13 protein-coding genes and 1 tRNA gene are annotated in these 23,559 nt (G+C 65.5%); 7 read left to right on the top strand and 7 right to left on the bottom strand.

Translation table 11 applies throughout. From position 1 onward, the window contains the following. The first annotated feature begins 35 nt into the window (after positions 1 to 35). The 3 genes from rpoC (at position 36) to ABIB28_RS03620 (ending at position 8,066) form a co-directional block, all read left to right on the top strand. A complete protein-coding gene (gene rpoC, locus ABIB28_RS03630) occupies positions 36 to 4,328 on the top strand; it encodes a DNA-directed RNA polymerase subunit beta' (protein WP_354286471.1) in 4,293 nt (1,430 codons plus the stop codon). Positions 4,329 to 4,546: 218 nt separating this feature from the next. Further along, positions 4,547 to 7,132 carry a TonB-dependent receptor gene (locus tag ABIB28_RS03625; RefSeq protein ID WP_354286469.1) on the top strand — a complete coding sequence of 862 codons (2,586 nt, stop codon included), beginning with the start codon at positions 4,547 to 4,549 and terminating at the stop codon, positions 7,130 to 7,132. A 253-nt stretch (positions 7,133 to 7,385) separates the two neighbouring features. Further along, entirely contained in the window at positions 7,386 to 8,066 is a 681-nt protein-coding gene (locus ABIB28_RS03620; RefSeq protein WP_354286467.1) for a type 1 glutamine amidotransferase domain-containing protein, read from the top strand. A gap of 40 nt (positions 8,067 to 8,106) precedes the next feature. Here ABIB28_RS03620 and ABIB28_RS03615 read toward each other — a convergent pair whose 3' ends face one another. From ABIB28_RS03615 to ABIB28_RS03605, 3 genes are all read right to left on the bottom strand, one after another. Then, positions 8,107 to 9,570, bottom strand: coding sequence for a carbohydrate porin (locus ABIB28_RS03615; RefSeq protein ID WP_354286465.1), 1,464 nt, complete (start codon positions 9,568 to 9,570; stop codon positions 8,107 to 8,109). Positions 9,571 to 9,713: 143 nt separating this feature from the next. Then, a complete protein-coding gene (locus ABIB28_RS03610; RefSeq protein WP_354286463.1) occupies positions 9,714 to 13,106 on the bottom strand; it encodes a trifunctional glycoside hydrolase family 18/polysaccharide deacetylase/glycosyltransferase family 2 protein in 3,393 nt (1,130 codons plus the stop codon). Between the two features lie 208 nt (positions 13,107 to 13,314). Then, positions 13,315 to 13,391: transfer RNA gene (locus ABIB28_RS03605), tRNA-Pro, on the bottom strand. Between the two features lie 113 nt (positions 13,392 to 13,504). Between ABIB28_RS03605 and pnuC the strand changes: the two genes are divergently transcribed. Together pnuC and ABIB28_RS03595 are read left to right on the top strand one after the other, a co-directional pair. Further along, positions 13,505 to 14,077 carry a nicotinamide riboside transporter PnuC gene (gene pnuC, locus ABIB28_RS03600; RefSeq protein WP_354286462.1) on the top strand — a complete coding sequence of 191 codons (573 nt, stop codon included), beginning with the start codon at positions 13,505 to 13,507 and terminating at the stop codon, positions 14,075 to 14,077. Beyond that, positions 14,074 to 14,589 (top strand): AAA family ATPase, encoded by a 516-nt coding sequence (locus ABIB28_RS03595; RefSeq protein ID WP_354286460.1) that lies wholly within the window; start codon positions 14,074 to 14,076, stop codon positions 14,587 to 14,589. The genes pnuC and ABIB28_RS03595 overlap by 4 nt, the downstream gene beginning before the upstream one ends. A 157-nt stretch (positions 14,590 to 14,746) precedes the next feature. Here ABIB28_RS03595 and ABIB28_RS03590 read toward each other — a convergent pair whose 3' ends face one another. Together ABIB28_RS03590 and ABIB28_RS03585 are read right to left on the bottom strand one after the other, a co-directional pair. Next, on the bottom strand, positions 14,747 to 15,289 hold the full coding sequence (locus tag ABIB28_RS03590; protein ID WP_189675506.1) for a peroxiredoxin: 543 nt from the start codon (positions 15,287 to 15,289) through the stop codon (positions 14,747 to 14,749). Between the two features lie 307 nt (positions 15,290 to 15,596). Then, the gene (locus ABIB28_RS03585; protein WP_354286457.1) at positions 15,597 to 16,565 is read right to left on the bottom strand and encodes a CsgG/HfaB family protein; all 969 of its coding nucleotides are present in this window, start codon (positions 16,563 to 16,565) and stop codon (positions 15,597 to 15,599) included. Positions 16,566 to 16,719: 154 nt separating this feature from the next. Between ABIB28_RS03585 and lepA the strand changes: the two genes are divergently transcribed. Then, positions 16,720 to 18,525: a translation elongation factor 4 gene (lepA, locus tag ABIB28_RS03580; protein WP_354286455.1), complete on the top strand. Its 1,806-nt coding sequence runs from the start codon at positions 16,720 to 16,722 to the stop codon at positions 18,523 to 18,525. 534 nt (positions 18,526 to 19,059) lie between these two features. After that, complete coding sequence (locus ABIB28_RS03575) at positions 19,060 to 20,967, top strand: energy transducer TonB (protein ID WP_354287115.1); 1,908 nt, start codon at positions 19,060 to 19,062, stop codon at positions 20,965 to 20,967. Here the strand turns inward: ABIB28_RS03575 and ABIB28_RS03570 are convergent. Beyond that, positions 20,939 to 21,472 carry a TlpA family protein disulfide reductase gene (locus ABIB28_RS03570; protein WP_354286453.1) on the bottom strand — a complete coding sequence of 178 codons (534 nt, stop codon included), beginning with the start codon at positions 21,470 to 21,472 and terminating at the stop codon, positions 20,939 to 20,941. The two genes, ABIB28_RS03575 and ABIB28_RS03570, sit on opposite strands and share 29 nt — an antisense overlap. Before the next feature lie 89 nt (positions 21,473 to 21,561). Beyond that, positions 21,562 to 23,403, bottom strand: a complete 1,842-nt coding sequence (gene typA, locus ABIB28_RS03565; RefSeq protein WP_133190084.1) for a translational GTPase TypA — start codon at positions 23,401 to 23,403, stop codon at positions 21,562 to 21,564. Between the last annotated feature and the right edge of the window lie 156 nt (positions 23,404 to 23,559).

Genomic DNA, 23,559 nt, shown 5'->3' with positions numbered 1-23,559 from the left:
CGAGGGCAAAGAATTTCTAGGAAGGCTGTTCATCCATGAACGAACTGACCAATTTCGCGAACCCGGTCGTCAAGGCCGAGACCTTCGACCAGATCCAGATCGGCATCGCCAGCCCGGACAAGATCCGCAGCTGGTCGTTCGGCGAGATCAAGAAGCCCGAAACCATCAACTATCGCACGTTCAAGCCCGAGCGTGACGGCCTGTTCTGCGCGCGCATCTTCGGTCCGATCAAGGATTACGAGTGCCTGTGCGGCAAGTACAAGCGCATGAAGTATAAGGGCATCGTCTGCGAGAAGTGCGGCGTCGAGGTTACCGTCTCGAAGGTCCGCCGCGAGCGCATGGGCCATATCGAGCTGGCAGCACCTGTCGCGCACATCTGGTTCCTGAAGTCACTGCCGTCGCGCATCGGCCTGCTGCTCGACATGCAGCTCAAGCAGCTCGAGCGCGTGCTGTACTTCGAAGCGTATATCGTGATCGAGCCGGGCATCACCCCGCTCGAAAAGTATCAGTTGATGACCGAGGACGAGCTCCTCGACGCGCAGGACGAGTATGGCGAAGACGCCTTCTCGGCCGGCATCGGCGCGGAAGCCGTGCGCATCATGCTGCAGGACTTGGATCTCGAGGGCGAGCGCAAGGAGCTCCTTGAGGAGCTCGCGGTCACCAAGTCCGAGTTGAAGCCCAAGAAGATCATCAAGCGCCTCAAGGTCGTCGAGAGCTTCATCGATTCGGGCAACCGCCCCGAGTGGATGATCCTCGAAGTCGTTCCGGTCATCCCGCCCGAGCTGCGCCCGCTGGTGCCGCTCGACGGCGGCCGCTTCGCGACCTCGGATCTGAACGACCTGTATCGCCGCGTGATCAACCGCAACAACCGCTTGAAGCGCCTGATGGAGCTCCGCGCGCCGGACATCATCGTCCGCAACGAGAAGCGCATGCTGCAGGAGGCCGTCGACGCGCTGTTCGATAACGGTCGCCGCGGTCGCACGATCACGGGTGCCAACAAGCGTCCGCTCAAGTCGCTGTCCGACATGCTCAAGGGCAAGCAGGGCCGCTTCCGTCAGAACCTTCTGGGCAAGCGCGTCGACTATTCGGGTCGTTCGGTAATCGTGACCGGTCCTGAGCTGAAACTTCACCAGTGCGGCCTGCCGAAGAAGATGGCGCTCGAGCTGTTCAAGCCGTTCATCTACGCGCGTCTCGACGCCAAGGGTCTGTCGATGACCCTGAAGCAGGCGAAGAAGTGGGTCGAGAAGGAGCGCAAGGAAGTCTGGGACATCCTGGACGAGGTGATCCGCGAGCATCCGGTCATGCTCAACCGTGCGCCGACGCTTCACCGTCTCGGCATCCAGGCGTTCGAGCCCGTGCTGATCGAGGGCAAGGCGATCCAGCTGCACCCGCTCGTCTGCTCGGCGTTCAACGCCGATTTCGACGGCGATCAGATGGCGGTCCACGTGCCGCTGTCGCTGGAAGCACAGCTCGAAGCGCGCGTGCTGATGATGTCGACCAACAACATCCTCTCGCCCGCCAACGGCAAGCCGATCATCGTGCCGTCGCAGGACATGGTGCTGGGTCTGTATTACCTCTCGATGCTCAAGGAGAACGAGCCGGGCCAGGGCATGATGATTTCCGACATGTCGGAAGTCCATCAGGCGCTCGAAGCCGGCGCAGTGACCTTGCACACCAAGATCATCAGCCGCGTTCCGCAGACCGATGAAAAGGGCAACCAGTACCTCAAGCGCTATGAGACCACCCCTGGTCGCATGCTGCTCGGCGAGTGCCTGCCGCAATCGTCGAAGGTGCCGTTCGATACCGTCAACCGCCTCCTCACCAAGAAGGACGTGGGCGACGTGATCGACGAGGTCTATCGTCACACCGGCCAGAAGGACACGGTGCTGTTCGCCGACGCGATCATGAGCCTCGGCTTCAAGCACGCGTTCAAGGCCGGCATCTCGTTCGGCATGGACGACATGATCATTCCCGACGCCAAGATCGCATTGGTCGACGAGACCAAGGGCCTGGTGAAGGACTTCGAGCAGCAATATCAGGACGGCCTGATCACGCAGCAGGAGAAGTACAACAAGGTGATCGACGCGTGGAGCCGTTGCGGCGACCAGGTGGCGAACGCCATGATGGACGAGATCAAGGCGGTTAAGCATTACGAGGACGGCCCCAACAAGGGTCGCGAGAAGCCGATCAACTCGATCTACATGATGGCCCACTCGGGTGCGCGTGGTTCGCAGGCGCAGATCAAGCAGCTTGCCGGCATGCGCGGCCTGATGGCCAAGCCGTCGGGCGAGATCATCGAGACGCCGATCATCTCGAACTTCAAGGAAGGTCTGACCGTCCTCGAATACTTCAACTCGACCCACGGTGCTCGTAAGGGCCTCGCGGATACGGCGTTGAAGACGGCGAACTCGGGCTACCTCACGCGTCGTCTGGTCGACGTGTCGCAGGACTGCGTGATCATGGAGCTCGACTGCGGCACGACCCGCGCGCTGGAAATGCGCGCGATCGTCCAGGGCGGCTCGACGATCGCGTCGCTCGGCGAGCGCATCCTCGGTCGCACGACCGCGGAGGACATCATCGACAGCAAGACCGGCGAGGTCGTCATCCCCTCGGGCACGCTGCTCGACGAGCCGATGATCCTGCAGATCGAGGCGATCGGCACGCAATCGTGCAAGATCCGCTCGCCGCTCGTCTGCGAGACCAAGATCGGCGTGTGCGGCAAGTGCTACGGGCGCGATCTCGCCCGCGGTACGCCGGTCAACATCGGTGAAGCGGTCGGCGTCATCGCCGCCCAGTCGATCGGTGAGCCGGGCACGCAGCTGACGATGCGTACCTTCCACATCGGTGGTGCGGCACAGCTCAACGAGCAGTCGAACCTCGAGGCGCTCTCGGACGGCACGATGGAATATCGCGACCTGCGCACCATCACCGACCAGCGCGGCCGTCGCGTCGTGCTGTCGCGCTCGGGCGAAGTCGCGATCATGGACATGGATGGCCGCGAGCGCGCGGTGCATCGTCTCCCCTACGGCGCATACGTGCTGTTCAATGACGGTCACATCGTGTCGAAGGGCGATCGTCTGGCCGAATGGGACCCGTTCACCATGCCGGTGATCACCGAGAATGGCGGCATCGTGAAGTATGTCGATCTGATCGAGGGCAAGACGCTCACCGAGCAGGCCGACGAAGCGACCGGCATCTCGCAGCGGGTCGTGACCGAAAACCGCGGCATCGCCAGCAAGAAGGAGGATCTTCGTCCGCGCCTGACCCTCACGGGTGAAAGCGCCGAGGAATCAGGCCGGTACATGCTGGTCGCGGGCGCAACGCTCTCGGTCGAGGATGGTGCGATGGTTCAGGGCGGCGACGTCCTGGCGCGTGTCAGCCGCGAAAGCGCCAAGACGCGCGACATCACCGGCGGTCTGCCGCGTGTTGCCGAGCTGTTCGAAGCGCGCAAGCCGAAGGAAAATGCGATCATCGCAAAGGTCTCGGGCCGTGTCGTGTTCGGCAAGGACTATAAGGCCAAGCGCAAGATCGGCATTCAGCCCGAGGACGGCAGCGAGGTCGTCGAGTATCTGGTGCCCAAGTCGAAGGTCATCGACGTGCAGGAAGGCGATTACGTCAAGCGCGGCGACAATTTGATCGGCGGTTCGCCTGATCCGCACGACATTCTCGAAGTGCTCGGCATCGAGCCCTTGGCCGAATATCTCGTGTCGGAAATCCAGGAAGTTTACCGACTTCAGGGCGTGAAGATCAACGACAAGCACATCGAGACGATCGTTCGCCAGATGCTGCAGAAGGTCGAGATCACCGACGGTGGCGACACCACGCTGCTCGCCGGCGAGCAGGTCGATCGCGACGAGATGGACGAGATGAACGCCAAGATCGGCAAGAAGGAGCGTCCGGCTCAGGGCAAGCCCGTCCTGCTCGGCATCACCAAGGCGTCGCTGCAGACCCGCAGCTTCATCTCGGCGGCATCGTTCCAGGAAACGACGCGCGTGCTCACCGAGGCTTCGGTGCAGGGCAAGAAGGACACGCTCACGGGTCTCAAGGAGAACGTGATCGTGGGTCGTCTGATCCCGGCCGGCACGGGTGCGGGCATGGGTCGCCTGCGCGTCACCGCCTCGTCGCGCGATGCGGCGATGCGCGTCTCGCAGCGTCGCATGGCCGAAGTCTCGATCGTCGCGCCGAACTCGGCGAAGGAAGAGCATGACGCCGAGCTCGCGCGCTCGACGCGCGATGCTGGCGGCACCGGTGACGATGCGCTCGGCGCGGTCGTGACGAGCGGCACCGGCACCGATGCCGACGCCGGCGAGTATCTGAACAAGGAGTGATCCTCCGGGTTCGGGTTACCACCTGATGCATTGAGAGCCGCCGTCCGGGGAAACCCGGGCGGCGGTTTTCGTTTGGAGCATCGCGTCACCCGGCTTCGGCAGGCCGTGTCACGAGTCTGACGCACGACGGCAATGAAACTGCCGGAAAACTACCGTCCAACCGTCACAGCCATCCCGTAGGGCACCCTCAAGTGCAGCGGCACATCAGGGGGCCTTCCATGATCAAATCCTACGTCTCGACCTTCGCGCTTGCCGCGAGCCTGGCCGCTGGCCTGCCACTCACCGCCGCGCACGCCGAGACCGCGCCGCCGGCGCCGGCGGCTCCGATCGCCGACCCCGCGCCCGCCCCCGCTGGAGATGATGCGGCGGAGGCGATCGTCGTCACCGCCAAGGCGACCCGCTCGGCCACCGCGCTGCCGGGCAGCGAAATGCAGAAGATCCTGCCTGGCATCTCGCCACTGAAAGCGATCCAGACGCTGCCGGGCGTGCTCTACATCACCGCCGATCCGTGGGGCTATAACGAGCAGAACGCGCAGATCTTCATCCACGGTTTCAGCGGGCAGCAACTCGGCTATACGATGGACGGCCTGCCGCTCGGCGACCAGAGCTATGGCAATTACAACGGCCTGTCGCCGCAGCGCGCAGTGATTTCGGAGAATGTTGGCCGCGTCATCGTCTCGACCGGCGCAGGCGATCTCGCAACCGCCTCGAACAGCAACCTCGGCGGCACGGTCGAGACCTATTCGTCCGATCCGCTCAAGACATTCGGCATTCAGGCCGCGCAGACCGTCGGCAGCTATTCGACCTCGCGCAGCTTCGTGCGGATCGACAGCGGCACGTTCGGCAACGGCAACGCGGCCTATGTCTCGGCGGCGCGCCAGGACGCACGCGCGTGGGACTTCAACGGCAAGCAGGGCGGCTATCAGGTCAACGCCAAGTTCGTCCACGACGACGGCATCGGCAAGCTGACCGCCTATTTCGACTATAACGACATGACGCAGCCGAACGAGGATTCGACCGTCTTCTTCAAGCCGTCGGCCGGCGGCACCGCCACCGCGGTGCAGCTCTACACGCCGTACACCAAGCCGTTCTTCTACCCCGACTTCACCACCTATCGGACGTCGTATCTCAGTGCGCAGGGCAATTCGCCGGCGGCGGTCGGCAGCAATCACCGCAATTATTATTCGGATGCGCAGCGCACCGATTTCCTCGGCTATCTACGCTACGACGCGCATCTCTCGTCGAACGTGACTTGGTCGACGACGGGCTATTACCATCACAATGACGGCGCGGGCGTCGTCGCGGGGCCGCTCGGGCAGTCGATCACGACGATCCAGCCCTATCTCGACCCGGGCTATGCCAGCTTGCCGACCAACTGCCGCTTCGGCGCGAACAGCAACGGCGTCGCACCCGCAGCCTGCACCGCACGCACGACCGCACAGCAGAGTGCCGCCGGCGCCGCCTTGGTCGCGGCGACCGGCGGGTCCGGCCTGGTCACGCGCACCACCGAATATCGCATTGATCGCGGCGGCGTGATCTCGGCGATCACCGCCAAGCTCGGCGCGCATACGATCGAGTTCGGCGGCTGGTTCGAACGCAACAGCACGACGCAGTGGCGCCGCTGGTACGGCGTCAGCGTCACCAACCCCGATTCGAGCACGCCCTATATCCGTCCGCTCGACGTGGCGCAGCCGCTCTTCACGCAATATCAGGGCGAGGCGCGGATCAACCAGCTGCAGTTGCATCTGCAGGACACCTGGCAGGCGACCGATCGCCTGCTGCTCCAGGCCGGGTTCAAGACCAGCGCGCAATGGGCCGATGGCCGCTTCCCCGTGCAGCCCGTCCTCGGGTCGCTCTCGGGCCTCACCGGCGGCCTTCCGCAAGGCCGGATCAACACGCTGCGCTGGTTCCTCCCCTCGGCGGGCGCGACCTATGATCTGACGCGCAACGAGCAGCTCTATTTCAACGTCCAGAAGAATTTGCGCCAGTATCAGGCGTATCTCGCGGGCGGTGGCGGGCCGTGGTTCACCGGCAGCCAGGCGGCGTTCGATGCGTTCGCACGCGAAGGCAAGCCCGAGAGCAGCTGGACGTATGAAGGCGGCGTGCGCAGCCATCGCAGCTTCGATGGCGTGCTCAGCGGGTTGGAAGCGCAGGTCAATTACTACCACGTCGTGTTCAACAATCGCCTGCTCGCGATCTCGACCAATCCGGGCGGCATCGCCGGCGGCGGCATCACCGGCGGGACCTCGATCCTGGTCAATGTCGGCGCGGTTCACACCGACGGCGTCGACGCGGCCTTCACGCTGCACTTCGGCCGCGCCTTCTCGCTGTACAATGCGGCGTCGTACAATCTGTCGAAATATCAGAGCGACTATACCTCGACCGCGACTGGAATCGGCGCTGCGACGGGCACGTGCATCGGCGGCTATCTCGTCACGGCGGGCGTCGTGCCGACCTGCGGCAAGCAGCTGCCGGGAACGCCGAAATGGATGAACAAGACCGTCGCCACGCTCGATCTGGGGCCGATCGAGGTGCAGATGATCGGCGATTACGTCGGTCGGCGCTTCGCCACCTTCACCAACGACGCGAGCGTGTCGTCCTACTTCCTGACCTCGCTGCGGCTCGCGGCGAAGGTGCCGGACGGCGCCACCCCGCTGCGCAAGCTCGAGGTCTCGCTCAACGTCACCAACCTGTTCGACAAGACGGGCGTCTCGACGCTGTCGATCGGATCGGCGACCAACAGCTACTCGGCCTATCCGATCGCACCGCGACAGTGGTTCCTGACGGTGTCGGCCGCCTATTGAGCACCTGTCGGAGCGGCGGTGTTACCCCCAAAGGGTGACGCCGCCGCCGCGCTGCACGGGTGGGCAGGACGGCGTGATCCCGCGCGCGCCCCAAAGCCCCCAAAAAGCCCCCCGCCCCTTGCGCCACCGCTGCGCCACGCCCATTTCCTGAGGGCACGGAAACGACCACGGCGGTGCGGGATATGGGCGAACACGTCCGCCCGGCACATTCGCCGCGTCCGTGCACTGGATCCGCGATCAGAAAGCAGCCGACATGAAGATTTTGATGGTACTGACGTCGCACGACCAATTGGGCGACACCGGCAAGAAGACGGGCTTCTGGCTCGAAGAACTCGCCGCGCCGTATTACGTGTTCAAGGATGCGGGTGCGGAGATCACGCTCGCCTCGCCCGCTGGCGGGAAGCCGCCGCTCGACCCCAAGAGCAACGAGCCCGACAGCCAGACCGACGCGACGCGCCGGTTCGAGGCTGATGCCACCGCGACCGCGCAACTCGCGGACACCGTCCGGCTCGATTCGGTCGACCAGGCCGATTACGACACGGTCTTCTATCCCGGCGGCCACGGCCCGCTCTGGGATCTGGCAGAGGATGCGACGTCGATCGGCTTGATCGAAGCGTTCGTCGCGGCCAACAAGCCCGTCGCCTTGGTCTGCCACGCACCGGGCGCGCTGCGCCGGGTAAAGGCGGCCGATGGCACGCCGCTCGTCCAGGGCAAGCGCGTGACCGGCTTCACCAATGGCGAGGAGGAAGCCGTCGGACTGACCAAGATCGTGCCGTTCCTCGTCGAGGACGAACTCATCGCGCTTGGCGGCAAGTATGAGAAGACGAGCGACTGGGGCGTCCACGTCGTGCAGGACGGCTTGCTGATCACCGGCCAGAACCCGGCCTCGTCGGCGGCTGCAGCGCACAAGCTGCTCGACGCGCTCGCAAAGTAAGCGACACGGGGGAGGCGCGACCAAGGCGCCTCCCCCTCTCTTACAACGTAATCGCGCCCTTCAACCCCAGCACCACGACCTCGTCGGCGCTGCGCACGCCGCCGGGGTGGTGGATCCACTGGACGTTGGGCTGCAGCTCGAGCCACGGCAGCGGCGTCACGCTGTAATAGAGTTCGGCGGCATATTCGGCGTCGCGCACCGGCTTGCCCGGGGTCAGCCGGTCGGCATCGGCCGCGCGCCCATTGACGTTGGTCCGCCCGAACGCGACGCCGAGCACGTCGCCGGGCAGCCACGTCGCGAGCCCCTTGTAGAACATTCCGACCACCGCCTGATTGTCGGTCACCGCGGTCGCGCGGTCGGTCTGCGTGAAATTGGCGAACACGCCGAGCCCGTCGAGCGACTTGCCGTCCTTCGACGTGCCGGTGATCTGCTGCTGCACGCTGACATAGCCGCCATAGCGCCCCGAATGCTCGAGCGGGGCGAGCCCGGTGACGACGATCGGCCGGCGGTTGACGTCGAGATAGACGTCGGTGCCATTGGCGGTCGTGTACCAGCCACCGACCTTGTACGATCCGACATGGCCGCCGTCGCCGCCATGCGTCCACCCCGCCTCGAACGGGATCAGCACGCCGGTCGCGCCGTGCCAGCGCGCGACGAAGAAGTTGTTCCGAAGGTTGAGCGGATTGACCTCATAGACGCCCGCCTGGACGTACACGCCGCGCCGCACATCGACGTGGAGGCGCGCGCCCCACTGCCCGACCGGCCAGTTCTGCCAGTAATCGCCGACCAGATTGCCCGGCTGCGCGCCGCAAAAGGTCAGGTTTTGGAAGTGGCACGAGAAGACCGCGAAATCCGACCCCGGATTGGTGCGGCCGAGCTTCACTTCGACCGCATCGCCGAGCTTCTGCTCGTACCACAATTCGGTGACGCGGACGGTCTGCCCGCGGCCATAGACCTCCTGCACTTGCTGGAGCGTGCCCAGCCCGGCGACATCGGACAGATTGTCACCACGCCGCCACGTCAGCGTCGCCTGCAGCGTCCCGCCCTCGAGCCCGACGAGCTTGCCCATGTCGACCTTGGCGCCCATGTCGAACTGGCCGGTCTCGGTGATCGCCTGACGCCGCCCGCCGGTCGGGTTGTACGCCGTCTCCGACGCGTAGCGCGCCGACACGTCGACACCGCGCGCGCCGAGCCAGGTGCGGCTGTTGCGCCAGTCGCCGAACAGGCCGGGCGGTGCCGCGCTCTGCGTATCGCCGATCTGCGAACCGGGCGAGGTATCGCGCGGGTGCGCAAGATGGTTCGGCCGGTAGCGCGCGGGCGTCGGTGCTGCCGCAGGCGCTCCGGTCGCGGGTTTCTTGGTATCGTTCGCCGCGGGCGCCTCGGGGGCAGTCGGCGGCGGTGCGGGAGCGCCGATATCGACCTGTTGCGCCATCGCGCCCGCCGGCAGCAGCAGCGCGGCGAGCACACCCGCCGCCGCACTTGCTTGGAATGTCCGCACGATCATCGCTTTGCCTTACACCGAACCCGTCATTCGGCGTGCGATGCAACCTGCGGCGCGCGAAGGATAGCGGCCATCGCCTTAAGCTGCGCCAGTTGTTTGATTTCGGTTTAGAATGTCGCGCTTATGTCACAGGCGGATGGGCGCGTTTACCGCGCCTGCACCCGCCCGGTCCGCACCAGCTTGCCCCAGCCGACGCTGCGCCCGCGCAACGCCTGCGTGATCGCCTTCAGCACGACATAATACATGATCTGGCGATAGCCGATCCGCTGCGGGATCAGCAGCCACAGCAAACGCCACTGCTCGCGCCGCTCGAGCGCGAAGGCGACCGTCGCCGCGAGCAAATCGATCGCGGTGAACACCAGCCAGTAGAGCAGCATCTTGTCGACATCGTGCTGCGTCTGCGCCCAGCCATGCGCCTGCACCGCGATATAGGTCATCACGAAGCTGACGATCAGCGCGAGATCGATGATCGGCGAGATCGCCGCAAAGACGATCTGGAACAGGATCGCCTGCGGCAAGCCGACACGCGCGAGGCCCGCCGGGCGGCCGGTCGCCATGATGCTGCCATGCTTCCACAGGCATTGCAGCGTGCCGAACGCCCAGCGGAAGCGCTGCTTGGCGAGGCCCTTGATCGTCTCGGGCGATTCGGTCCATGCGATGGCGTATTGGTCGTAGGTCACCGCCCAACCCGCGCGCTGGATCGCGATCGTCAGATCCTGATCCTCGGCGAGTGTATCGTCCGGGTAGCCGCCGACTTGCTGGATCGCCGCCAGCCGCCACGCGCCGACCGCGCCCGGCACCACCGTCATCGCGTTCATCCGCGCAAGCGCGCGCCGCTCGAGATTCTGCGCGGTGATATATTCGACCGCCTGGAACTTGGTGAGCAGATTGACGCGATTGCCGACCTTGGCGTTGCCCGCGACCGCGCCGATCTTGGGATCGTCGAACCAGCGCGCGAGACGCGCGATCGTCGTCGGCTCGAACTGCGTATCGGCGTCGAGCGCGATGACGATCTCGCCCGTCGCAAGCGCCAGCGCCTGGTTGAGCGCGCGCGCCTTGCCGCCATTCTCGAGCGTCAGCAACCGTACGCGCGGATCGCCCGCGAACGCCGAGGTCACGACTTCGCTCGTATCGTCGCTCGATCCATCGTCGATCACGATCACCTCGATCCGCACGTCGGTTGAAGCGAGCACGCCGCGCACCGCGCGTTCGATCACCAGCTCCTCGTTGAACGCCGGGATCATCACCGTGACGAAGCGGTTGGGGTCGATCGCCGGGAACACCGTCTTGCTCTCGCGCCGCGCCTGGATCAGCGCAAGCAGCGACAGGATCACCGCGCGTGCGATGCCGATGCTGATTGCGAAGAAGAAGATCCAGCCGAGCGCGACGACGCCGCCGCCGAGCACCGAGAAGATGAACAGATCGGTCTCCGCCGCCGCGCGGTCGGACGGCGAGAGCGTCGGCATCGCGACCGACTTGGGAATCCCCGCAAGCGCCGACACCGCCACGAAGGTGTACCCCTTGGCGCGCAGCTGGTCGATGATCTGCGGCAGCGCGGCGACGGTTTCCGAGCGGTCGCCACCGGCGTCGTGGAGCAGCACGATGTTGCGGCTGCACTGCGGGTCGGGATTGGCCGCATCGCATTTGCCGTTGGGATCGGTGACTTCGTCGACCGTCGCGTCGATGATCGACTGGACGCCCGGCCGCTTCCAGTCGCCCGGATCGACGTGCAGGCCGACCGAGATATAGCCGCGGTCCTGCGCCATCAGCGCCGGGTCGATTTCGTCGGCGGTGCTCGGCTCGGCATCGCCGAAATAGGGCGCGCGGAACAGCCGCAGCGTGTGCCCGGTGAACGCTTGGAACAGCCGCTGCGTCGTGTTGAGCTGGAAGGTCGTCTCGGACTGCGAGGCGCCCGCCAGATTGGGATGGGTATAGGTATGGCTGCCGATCTCATGCCCCTCGGCGACCATGCGGTTGATCAGGCTGCGCTGCGTCAGCACGTTCTCGCCGATCACGAAGAAGGTGCCGGGCACCTTCTTTTGCTTGAGGATGTCGAGGATCTTGGGCGTCCAGGTCGGATCGGGCCCGTCATCGAAGGTCAGCGCGACGAGACCCGGCTTGTAGCCGGTCCGCGCGACGACATAGGGCGAGGGCAACGTCTGGAAGGTGACGTTGCCGATCGCGCCGTCCTTGGTCACTTGCGCGCGCCGCACGCCTTTGACGGGGACGCCCGCGATCTTGAGGATCTCTCCGCTGCCGTCGATATCGACATCGGTACCCGCCGGAATGTTCTCGATCGCCGAGGCCGCAGGCAAGGTGCGATGCGCCCGCCCGAAGATCGACCACAGCCCCGGATCTTCCGACCCGAGCCGCCACAGCCCGATCCCGCTCAAACCGACTTTCTGCAGCCAGCGCATCTGGTTGTACGCCGATGGCGCATCGAGCATCCACACGACGTGGCGGCTGCCCGCTTCCTCATAGGCAAAGCCGCTATTGCCGCTCTGCCGGTCGAAGGTCGGCATGGCGCTCGATTCGCGCGCGGCTTCCCAGGCTTCGTCGATCGCGAGCGGTTCGCCCGTGCCGTCGTGCCAGTTATAGGCGTAATTGCCGATCGCGACGACGATCTTGTCGCGCGGCACGTCGCGCACCGCGCGCGACACCGATTGCTCGAACCAGCTTTGCGATGCGATCGGCCCGGCCTCGCCGCTGATCTCGTGCTGGTCGTAGGCCATCAGTACGACGCGATCGACGACCTTGGCGAACGCGCCGATGTTCCAGCCGGGCTCACCGCCCGCTTCGTCTTCCGCCGCGCCGACCGGCACCGCGATCCCGATCACCCAATTGCGCTTGGCGAAGCGCGCCTTAGTCTCGCGCAGGAAGGCGAGGAAATCCTGCTGTCCCTTGGGCGAAAGCTCCTCGAAATCGAAGAACGCGCCGCCTGCCCCGTTCGCGGCGAGCCACGGCTCGAGCGTATCGAGGAACTTCTTGCGCAGCTTGGGGTCGCGCAGCAACGCTTCCATGCCGGCCGCATCCCATTTCCCGTCGATCGCATTCTGGATCATCGGCAGGATCAGCGGGCGTGGGCTCGCGCGGTTGATGATCTCGCGGCCCGCGGTGTCGCGGAACACGGTGATGTGATGGTTGGGGCCGGACACCGACACCCAGCCCGGCACGAGCCAGTCGAGCTCGCCGATATGGCGGCGCAGCGACGCGGTCGAGGACGGATCCCACGGCACATGGAAGGCGATCGCAAGCGGCTGATCGACCCCAACGCCGCGCGCGGGGGCACCGAGCAGCCGCGCATAGCCGCTAAGCCCGTGGCGCGCGCGGCGCAGCAGCGGCTCGTGCGGCGGCGGCAATTTGGTGATCGCCGCGTGCTCGGCCTCGACCGGAAGCAGGGGCGCGCGCGGCACCGCGCCGATCGAAATCGCGAGCGCTGCCACCGCCATCACCACCAGCAGCACGAACGCCGCGACCGCCATGGCGAACCGCCGGCGCCGCCGTCCCGAAGCATCGTAGAAAACGGGCGAGCGGCTCATGCGATCGGTGTCCTCAGGGTGAAAAGATTAGGCTCGCATCGGTGCTTTGGCATGGCACAATCGCGACGCCAAGGTGACAAACGCTTCATCTGGCCCGACACGGTTTGCCACGGCGCCCCATTCGGGCGCGCTGTCGCGCGACATTGGAGGTGTCTGCGCAGGTGCCTGCCGGAGACGCGCTCACGGCTGTTCGGGGCCAATGCTGCAATGGTCGGGGCGATAGGATTCGAACCTACGACCCCTGGACCCCGAGACCAGTGCGCTACCAGACTGCGCCACGCCCCGACACATTGCAGGGCGCAGCGCGTAGACCCACGCCTCGCGACTATCAAGCGGAAAATCGCCCCGCGTGCGCGCAATGCTCGACGCTGGCGCAATCGCGCTGCTACGCGGGCGGCATGACCACCCTGGAAATCCTGGCGTTCGGGCTCGGGCTCGCCAATGTCACGCTCGTCGTGCTGCGCAGCATCTGGAACTACGTCTTCGGGCTGGCGATGGTCGCGCTCTATGCAGTCATCTTCGTCCATACCAAGCTTTATAGCGACGCGCTGCTGCAAGTGTTCTTCTTCGTCGTGCAAATCTACGGCTGGTGGAACTGGGCGCGCGTCAAAGCCCAAACCGGCGAGATCGCGGTCGGCACCCTGCCGGACCGCGAGCGCCTCCTGTGGCTGGCGGCGGCGGCGGTGGGCAGCACGGGCTGGGGCTATGCGATGTTCCGCTTCACCGATGCGTCCTTCCCCTGGCTCGATGCGACGCTCGCGATCGTCAGCGTCGTCGCACAGATCCTGCAGTCGCGGCGCAAGCTCGAAAGCTGGTGGCTGTGGATCGCGGTCGATATCGGCTCGGTCGCGCTTTACGCGGCGAAGGGATTGAAGCTGACGATGCTGCTTTATGCGATCTTCCTCGCGCTTGCGATCTGGGGGCTGTTCGATTGGCGCCGCGTCGCGCGACGGACGGCGGTCGTCGCATGAGCACGATCTGCCTGCACGGCCCCGAGAGCACGGGCAAATCGACGCTGATTCCGCAACTGGCGGCGCACTTTGGAACGATCTTCGTGCCCGAATACGGCCGCACCTTCGCCGAGACGCACGGGACCGAGTTCACGATGGCCGATCTGGTCGAGATCGCGCAGCAGCACGATGCGCAGACACGCGCGGCGCTGGCGACGGGCGCCGATCCGCTGCTGCTCGATACCGATCCGTTGATGACCGCGGTGTGGGCCGACATGCTGTTCGGTCGCCGCGATCCGTGGTTCGACGCGTGGCACGCCACCGCCGATCTGTATCTGCTGCTCGATATCGATTTGCCGTGGATCGACGACGGTACGCGGATGTTCGGCAGCACGGTCGAACGCCAGCGCTTCTTCGATCTGTCGCGCGCCGAGCTCGACCGGCGCGGCCTGCGGTATGCCATCGTTGGCGGTCAGGGCCCCGCGCGCCTCGCCGCCGCGCTGGCGGCGATCGCGGCGGCGGGACTGGGCTGACGCCGGGACGGCGATCCGCTTGGGCGCTCCCCAGCGAAGGCCGGGGCCCAGGAGCGGAACGACGGAGGCGCGCGGCCTCGCGAGATCGTCGTGGCCTTCCCGACTGGGCCCCGGCCTTCGCCGGGGAGCTCATTTCAATGCTGCGAGGGTAGCCGGATCAGCCCTTCTTGGCTTTCAGCGCCTTCACCGCGGCGAGCGTGCCGGTGATGTGCCCGGCCGGCGCCATGTCGGACAGGACATAGGCGATCTTGCCGTTCTTGCCGATCACGTACGAGGTGCGGTTGGTCCAGCCGGCCTTTTGCGGCAGCGCGACGTCATAGCCCGAGATCGTCGCCGGGGTCGCGAGACCGACCGGGAACTTGTCGCGGCATTCGACCGACGAGAATTCCTTGATCCGCTCGGCATTGCCCGCGGTCAGGCCGATCAGCGTCGCGCCCTGCTTGGTGAAGTCGTCGGCGGCTTCGGCGAAGGCGTGCGCCTCGGCAGTGCAGCCCGAGGTGAAGGCGGCGGGGAAGAAGTAGAGCACGACCGGCCCCTTCTTGAGCGCTGCCGCCAGCGAGAACGGATGCGTCTTGCCGGCAAGCGCCGCCTCGGTCGAGAAGTTGGGCGCGGCATCGCCAACCTTGAGCGCAGCGCAGGCGGGCGCGGCGGCGAGGAGGGCGGCAGTGGCAGCGGCGATAAGCGGAACAGCGAACTTCATGGCATCGTCTCCTGGATAGTGCCGCATCCTACCGCGCCGGCTGGCGGTCCGCCAGCACGATCGGCACATCTGCGCCCCCCCCCAACCGTCACCCCGGCCTTGTCCCGGAGTCTACCGGGATGCCCAACGTGCCAGCGCAGAACGCGCGGCACGGTGGCCCCCGGCACCAGGCCGGGGCGACGAAGAAAAGCTTGCCCCCAAACCGTTCGGGCTGAGCCTGTCGAAGCCTCCCCTCGCCCAACGCGCCGTTCGCGCGTGTGCCGCCGCCCTTCGACAAGCTCAGGGCGAACTGGGGCTAGCGTCCCCCCTACCGTGACGGCGCGAGCTTGGAGTTGAGCACCCATCCCACATTGTCGTTCTCGTCGGCGACCTCCCACCACATGCCGTCCTTGTTGCCGGTCGGGTAAACGATCGCGCCCGGCGGCAGCGTGCGCACCACCTTGCCCGCCGCATTCGCCGCGCTGCGCAGCGCGACCGGGCCTTGCGTCGTGAAGGTCTTGGCGGGCGCGGCCTCGGCCGTCCCGGTGTCGCCAGGGTTGGTATAGCCGAGCCCCGTGACGAGCTTCGCATACGCCTGGATGAAGGCAAGCGTCACGATCCGCCCGATATCGGTATTGTCGTATCCCCCGCCGACCACGCCGCCGCCGGCAAAGACGCCGAACACCCCGCCGCCGCCGCCGAAGCTCAGGCTGTTCTTGGCGGCATAGCCATCCTCGGTCGCGAGCGTCTCGGTCGTGCGGACGTTGGTGATCGACAGCACGACATTGGCTTCCATCTTGCGGCTGCGTAAGCCTCCGACAAGCCCACCGAACGGCCCGCCGATCAGCCCGCCGACGCCCGCCGCGACGCCGCTGCCGCTCGCGTTGCTGTTGGCGCCCTGCACTTCGGCCTGGAGCACGTAATCGGCCGCCTTGATCTGCCCCTGCCCGACATTGGCGCCGCGCTGGAGCCCGAGATCGCCACCGATGTCGCGCTCGCGCTGCGCCGCTTGCAGCCCGCTGCCGCGATCGACGATGTTGAAGCAGCCCGAACGCTGCACGAGCACCTTGAGCAGCTTCTGCGGAGGGGCAAGGCTGTACTGCGTCCAGCCGCGCGGATCGTCGCCATCGACGATCGAGATCGTGCCGTGCTTGCGCGCGCAGCGCGGCACGTCGTTCATCGTCGCCTCCTGCAGCTTCTGCGTGCCCGACGGCTTGGCCATCCGCTGCGCCTCCGCCTGCATCGGTACGCCGCTCAACACCGCCACGATCGCCATTCCGGCCGTCAGTTTCGCCATGCCACCCCCCGCTGAGAATCGTTACGCCTCCAATATCGAAAAGCGACCCGACGGCATAGGCGTATTGCGCCCTTGCGCGACGGGCTTTGTGCCCGGCCGCATGCGATGCTATGGGCCGCCTTTCCCTTTCCGCAGCACTCATCCGGGCGAATTCGTGACCCCTCTCCATACCATCCGCAATTTCTCGATCATCGCGCATATCGATCATGGCAAGTCGACGCTCGCCGACCGCCTGATCCAGGCGACCGGCGGCCTGACCGACCGCGAAATGTCCGAGCAAGTCCTTGATAACATGGACATCGAGAAAGAACGCGGGATCACCATCAAGGCGCAGACGGTGCGGCTTCGCTACACTGCGCAGGACGGCGTCGACTATACGCTCAACCTGATGGACACGCCGGGCCATGTCGACTTCGCCTATGAAGTCAGCCGCTCGCTCGCCGCGTGCGAAGGCGCGCTGCTCGTCGTCGATGCCGCGCAGGGTGTGGAAGCGCAGACGCTCGCCAACGTCTATCAGTCGATCGAGCACGATCACGAGATCATCCCGGTCATCAACAAGATCGATCTCCCCGCCGCCGACGTGGAGAAGGTCAAGGCCGAGATCGAGGAAGTGATCGGCCTCGACGCGAGCCAGGCCGTGCTCACCAGCGCCAAGGCCGGGATCGGCATCGCCGAAGTGCTCGAGGCGATCGTCACGCGCATCCCACCGCCCAAGGGTGATGCCGATGCGCCGCTCAAGGCGATGCTCGTCGACAGCTGGTACGACCCGTATCTCGGCGTCGTCATCCTTGTGCGTGTGGTCGCGGGCGTCCTCAAGAAGGGCCAGCAGATCAAGTTCATGCAGGCGGGCACGCTGCATCTGGTCGACCGCGTGGGCTGCTTCCGCCCCAAGATCGAACAGCTCACCGATCTCGGCCCGGGCGAAATCGGCTTCATTACAGCCCAGATCAAGGAAGTCGCGCAGACTCGCGTCGGCGACACGATCACCGACGCCAAGCGCCCTGCCCTGGAGGCACTGCCGGGCTTCAAGGAAGTCCAGCCGGTGGTGTTCTGCGGCCTGTTCCCGGTCGACGCCGCCGATTTCGAGAAACTGCGCGAGAGCATCTCCAAGCTGCGGCTCAACGACGCGAGCTTCTCGTTCGAGATGGAAACCAGCGCGGCGCTCGGCTTCGGCTTCCGCTGCGGCTTCCTTGGCCTGCTCCACCTCGAAATCATCCAGGAGCGCCTGACGCGCGAATACGATCTCGACCTCATCACCACCGCGCCGTCGGTGGTCTATGATATCGAGCTGACGCACGGCGGCGGGACGATCGAGCTCCACAACCCCGCCGACATGCCCGATCCCAACAAGATCCTGAGCATCTCCGAGCCGTGGATCCAGGCCGTCATCTACGTTCCCGACGAATATCTTGGCAGCGTGTTGAAGCTCTGCCAGGAACGCCGCGGCATCCAGAAGGACCTCACCTATGTCGGCGGCCGCGCACAGGCGACCTACGAACTGCCGCTCAACGAAGTCGTGTTCGATTTCTACGATCGGCTGAAGTCGCTGTCGAAGGGCTATGCCAGCTTCGATTACACGCAAATTGGCAAGCGCGAGGGCGATCTCGTCAAGATGAGCATCCTCGTCAACGAGGAGCCGGTCGACGCGCTGTCGATGATCGTCCACCGCGGCACCGCCGAGGTGCGCGGGCGCGGCATGGTCGAGCGGTTGAAGGACCTGATCCCGCGCCACCTGTTCAAGATCCCGATCCAGGCGGCGATCGGCGGCAAGGTGATCGCGCGCGAGACGATCAGCGCGATGCGCAAGGACGTCACCGCGAAATGCTATGGCGGCGATGCGTCGCGCAAGCGCAAGCTGCTCGACAAGCAGAAGAAGGGCAAGCTGAAGATGCGCGAGTACGGGAGCGTGAGCATCCCGCAGGAGGCGTTTATTGCGGCGCTGAGGATGGGGGAAGAGTGAGGCCCGAGCCTAACGAGGCGATTGCGCAGCAATCGGCTCGTTAGGCGAGGATCAGCCGAACTCCGGCCGGCGGCGCCAGCAGCGCCGTCCGACGACGCGGCTTTGCCGCGGCGCGCTCCACACCCCGCCTCACCCCTGTCACCCTAGCCTTGTGCCGGGGCCCACCGCGCCACAGGTGCAGCGCTCTCGGCCCGGCAGGCCCCGGCACAAGGCCGGGGTGACGCGGGAGGCGCAAGCCCCCTCACCCACCCTTCCGTCGCCTCGGCCGCGCCGCGCGCGCGACGAGGGTGCGGTTCGGCTGGACAGTCCTCCGGTTGCGATTGCTGAGAAGAAGTAGGCAGATTCGAGCCGTGTAGGGCCGCGTTTTATTCATGGTTTGTCCTAGGTCACGAGGACCAAGGGGAGGCCAATATCAGGATCACGACGCGCGATTTACTTCGCGCCGCACGATCGTCATGCTACACCTTCAAGCGCATAAGGGGGTGGGGTTTCATGCAACTACGGGCACTTAGCGGCACAGCCATAACTGTGGCGATGATCATGTGCGTCGGCGGCGCGATGGCGACCGACACGCACCCGACTTCGCAAGCCTTGTTCGATGCGGCGCAGGCTGCCTATGATCGCAGCGATTGGCCTGCTGCTGTCTCAGGCTATCGTACCGCGCTTGCCGCATTGAAGCCGAATTCTTCGGCAGTTCCGGTGATCCGTGCACGCTTGGCAAGCGCCTTGCAGCACAGTGGACAGCGGGCCGAGGCCGAAACCGAGGCAAAGCTCGCGATCGCGCGTTTCGGCGCTCAGAAGGTCGCCAAGAATGACGACCTCGCTTTGTCGTATGCGCTGTTGGCGAGCCTGCATCGGGGCGCTGCTGACAACGATCTCGCGATCACCGAATATCAAAACGCCCTTGCGACGATGGCCACTGACTCGCCAGCGGCCTCGTTGCAACCCCGCTATGGGTTGGCGATGGCGACGTTGACCGCGAACCCCAATCTGGCAGCGAGCACACTCGATTCGATCCTCACTGACGCGCCGTTCTTCGCTTCGATCGGTAAGACCGATCAAGCCAACATCTTCAGCACCCGGGCAATGGCAGAACTCAACCGGGGCCAGGCAAAACTCGCGTCCAGCTATATCGAAAAGGCGCTGACGCTGACGGGGCACACGACCACGAAGATCAATATCTCGCAGGTGCAGATCCGCGGCAACGCGGCGCTGATCTATGGAAAGCTCGGCGACGAGGAAAACGTTCGACAATATCTCACCTATTCGGGCGCCGGCCACTTGCCCGATGGCAACTGGCTTTCTGCCGCCGAGAAGGATTTGCCGGTCTGTGATTCGGTCATCGGGCCGGACGACTTTGCTGTGGTCGATTTCACCATCGGCGACGATGGCCGCGCCTGGGGTGCCAATACGGTCTATGCCAGCCGACCAGGACCAGTGGGTGCGACATTTGCGACAGCGGTCAACACGTGGCGGTGGCAACCTGATGCGCTGGCCAAGCTCAATGCCTTCTGGCGCGCCTCGGTGCGGGTAGAACTGCGCTGCGTCACGCGCCCGCCCCTGCTTCGCCTGAACGACCCGTTCCGCATCGCAACGAGCGATTGGCTCGCAAAATCCGGTTACGATCCCGAATTGGCCAAGGGCGTTTTCGACCCGCAGGCCACCGGTAGTGCGCCGGTTCCAGCCGCCTTCATCGCCTTGTGGAAAGCCGATGGCGATCGCGCGGTGGCCGCCGCCAGCACCAATCTGAACGCCGCCTTGGCCGCCGCGAAGGCCCCGGTCGACGTGCGCGCCTATGCGATTTACCTCGCTGCGTCCCCGCAAAGCGCGCGGGGCGCACGCAGCTATCAGGCAGCGCATGCGCGCACCTTGGCGGCGGCGGTCCAAGCGGTCGACCAGATCGCCGGCGCCGAGCATGCCCGCGCGTGGTTGCAGACCGAATACGGCCTCGCGCTCGAAGCCAGCTACTCGCTCGGGCCGGCAAAGACTGCGTTGCAAGCGGTCGCGGCGCTGCCGCTCGGCACGCTTCCGGCCGACGACCCAATTCGGAGCTTGGCGGTGCTGCATCTGGCGCTGATCGACAAACGTTCGGGCGCGCCCGAGGTCGCCGATCAGCGACTCAACGATGCGGGGATTGACGCGGAACAATGCTCGCTGCTCGACGTGCGGCCCGTCGCCCGCAATACCGACATTTCCAGTTCGACTTTCCCGGCGGAGGCGTTGCGCTGGCGTTTCGAGGGCACGGTGCGCGAGGCCTTCGACATCGCAGCCGACGGCAGGGTTCAGAACGTCCGCACGGTCCTGTCCTATCCACCGTTCGTGTTCGGCCCGGCGACGGAACGAGCCGTCAGACAGTTCCGGTATCTGCCGCCGACGCTTGGCAAGCAAGTGCTTGGCTGTGTCGGACAGACCGTCAACGTGTCGTATCGGATGCCGGACTAGGGGCGAGCAAAGTGTCGATCAGGGCATCGACTTCGCCGGGTTTCCAAGCGCCCGCCTTGGTCAGGACGAGCTTGCCGGCGGAGTCGATGACGATGGTGGTCGGCACGGCATTGTTGCGAGGCCGATAGCCACCGGTGATGCTGATCGCGACGGGGATCGTCATGCGCCCAGCCTGTTGCGCGAGCCGGCGCTGATCGGGCGCCTGCTCGGCATTGATCGCGAACACCGCGAGATGACGGGATCCCCGCCGAACGTAGGTTGCATTGAGATCGGCCAGCTCGTGCTTGCACGGCACGCACCAGCTTGCCCAGAAATTCAGCACGATCACCTTGCCCTTGAGCGCACCTGCGCTGACCGCGCCGCCCGATAGAAGCTGTACCGTGAAATCGGGCGCAGCCTCGGGCGCGGCGACAGCCGGACCCGACGCCGGAACCGCGCACGCCAGAAGCAGCGCGATCGCGCGCGCGCGACATCGATTGAAAAGGACCGCGCCGGGTTCCGTCATGCGCGGCACACTAGCCGCAAAGGCGACACAACGAAAATGGCCGGACGCTTTCGCGCCCGGCCCCTTAAACCCAACCTACAAAACCAGCCTTAGCTAAGCTTCGCGCGGCTCGCCCGCTTGCGCTCGTTCGCATCGAGGAAGCGCTTGCGCAGCCGGATCGACTTCGGCGTCACCTCGACCATCTCGTCGTCGTCGATGTACGCGATCGCCTGCTCCAAAGTCGCGCGCTTGGGGGGCGACAGGCGGACCTGGTCGTCCTTGCCGCCGCTCGCGCGGAAGTTGGTCAGCGCCTTGGTCTTCATCGGGTTGACTTCGAGATCGTCGGGCTTGGCGTTCTCGCCGACGATCATGCCCTCGTACAGCGCCTCGCCGTGGCCGACGAACAGGATGCCGCGCTCTTCGAGCGGACCCAGCGCGTAGTTATTGGCTTCGCCCGACCCGTTCGAGATCAGCACGCCGTTCTTGCGGCCTTCGATGTTGCCCTTGTGCGGGCCGTACTTCTCGAACAGCCGGTTCATGATGCCGGTGCCGCGCGTGTCCGACAGGAACTCGCCGTGATAGCCGATCATGCCGCGCGAGGGCGCGGAGAAGGTGATGCGCGTCTTGCCGCCGGTCGAGGGCCGCATGTCGGTCATCTCGGCCTTGCGCAGGTTCATCTTCTCGACGACCGTGCCCGAATATTCCTCGTCGACGTCGATGATGACGGTCTCGTACGGCTCGGTCTTGTTGCCCTGCTCGTCTTCGCTGAACAGCACGCGCGGACGGCTGATGCCGAGCTCGAAGCCCTCGCGGCGCATCGTCTCGATCAACACGCCGAGCTGAAGCTCGCCGCGGCCGGCGACTTCGAAGCTGTCCTTGTCCGAAGCCTCGGTCACCTTGACGGCGACGTTCGACTCGGCCTCGCGGAACAGGCGCTCGCGGATCATGCGGCTCGTCACCTTGGTGCCCTCGCGGCCCGCCATCGGCGAATCGTTGACGGCAAAGCGCATCGACAGCGTGGGCGGATCGATCGGCTGGGCGTGGAGCGGCTCGCTGACGCTGACGTCGGCGATCGTATCGGCGACGGTCGCGATCGACAGGCCGGCGAGGCTGATGATGTCGCCAGCCTTGGCTTCGTCGACGGGAACGCGGTCGAGCCCGCGGAACGACATGATCTTCGACGCGCGGCCGGTCTCGACGATCTTGCCGTCGTTATCGAGCGCGTGGATCGGCTGGTTGAGCTTGACCACGCCCGAGTTGACGCGGCCGGTGAGGATGCGGCCGAGGAAGGGGTCGCGGTCGAGCAGCGTGACGAGGAAGGTGAAGGGCACGCCGGCGACTTCGACCTTCGGGGCGGGGACGTGCTTCACGATCGTCTCGAACATCGGGATCAGCGTGCCTTCGCGCGCGTCCATGTCGGTCGAGGCGTAGCCGTTGCGGCCCGAGGCGTAGAGCACGGGGAAATCGAGCTGCTCGTCGTTTGCGTCCAAGGACACGAACAGGTCGAACACTTCGTCGAGCACTTCCTGGATGCGCGCGTCGTTGCGGTCGACCTTGTTGACGACGACGATCGGCTTGAGGCCGAGCGCGAGCGCCTTGCCGGTGACGAACTTGGTCTGCGGCATCGCGCCTTCCGACGAATCGACCAGCAGGACGACGCCGTCGACCATGCTCAGGATCCGCTCGACCTCGCCGCCGAAATCGGCGTGGCCGGGGGTGTCGACGATGTTGATGCGGATGCTCTCGGACTCGCCCGGCGGGGTCCAGTCGACCGACGTCGGCTTGGCGAGAATCGTGATGCCACGCTCTTTTTCGAGATCGTTCGAATCCATCGCACGCTCTTCGACGCGCTGGTTGTCGCGGAAGGTGCCGGACTGGCGGAACAGCTGGTCGACGAGGGTTGTCTTACCATGATCGACGTGTGCGATGATGGCCACATTGCGGAGGCTCATGAATATAGCTCGATGAAGTGAGGAATGATTGCGTTGGGCCCCTAGCGCAAATGGTGCGTCGCGGAAAGGGGGGGTGGTTTTTCGGGGAGCTCGGGTGGAATGAGGCCGGGCGTAGCACGCGGGGCGCTTGCCGGTTTAAAGCGCATGCCCCCACGC

Source organism: Sphingomonas sp. UYEF23 (assembly GCF_040546165.1).
Taxonomy (GTDB): Bacteria; Pseudomonadota; Alphaproteobacteria; order Sphingomonadales; family Sphingomonadaceae; genus Sphingomonas; species Sphingomonas glacialis.
Note: the sequence above shows the minus strand (reverse complement) of the source record. Positions and strands in the feature narration are given on the sequence as shown.

Excerpts from the sequence above, each read along its gene's own strand:
- ABIB28_RS03620 (WP_354286467.1), top strand. The coding sequence starts at position 7,386 with ATGAAGATTTTGATGGTACTGACGTCGCACGACCAATTGGGCGACACC.
- typA (WP_133190084.1), bottom strand. The coding sequence starts at position 23,403 with ATGAGCCTCCGCAATGTGGCCATCATCGCACACGTCGATCATGGTAAG.
- ABIB28_RS03575 (WP_354287115.1), top strand. The coding sequence starts at position 19,060 with ATGATCATGTGCGTCGGCGGCGCGATGGCGACCGACACGCACCCGACT.
- pnuC (WP_354286462.1), top strand. The coding sequence starts at position 13,505 with ATGACCACCCTGGAAATCCTGGCGTTCGGGCTCGGGCTCGCCAATGTC.
- ABIB28_RS03585 (WP_354286457.1), bottom strand. The coding sequence starts at position 16,565 with ATGGCGAAACTGACGGCCGGAATGGCGATCGTGGCGGTGTTGAGCGGC.
- ABIB28_RS03570 (WP_354286453.1), bottom strand. The coding sequence starts at position 21,472 with ATGACGGAACCCGGCGCGGTCCTTTTCAATCGATGTCGCGCGCGCGCG.
- ABIB28_RS03615 (WP_354286465.1), bottom strand. The coding sequence starts at position 9,570 with ATGATCGTGCGGACATTCCAAGCAAGTGCGGCGGCGGGTGTGCTCGCC.
- ABIB28_RS03625 (WP_354286469.1), top strand. The coding sequence starts at position 4,547 with ATGATCAAATCCTACGTCTCGACCTTCGCGCTTGCCGCGAGCCTGGCC.
- ABIB28_RS03610 (WP_354286463.1), bottom strand. The coding sequence starts at position 13,106 with ATGAGCCGCTCGCCCGTTTTCTACGATGCTTCGGGACGGCGGCGCCGG.
- rpoC (WP_354286471.1), top strand. The coding sequence starts at position 36 with ATGAACGAACTGACCAATTTCGCGAACCCGGTCGTCAAGGCCGAGACC.
- ABIB28_RS03595 (WP_354286460.1), top strand. The coding sequence starts at position 14,074 with ATGAGCACGATCTGCCTGCACGGCCCCGAGAGCACGGGCAAATCGACG.
- ABIB28_RS03590 (WP_189675506.1), bottom strand. The coding sequence starts at position 15,289 with ATGAAGTTCGCTGTTCCGCTTATCGCCGCTGCCACTGCCGCCCTCCTC.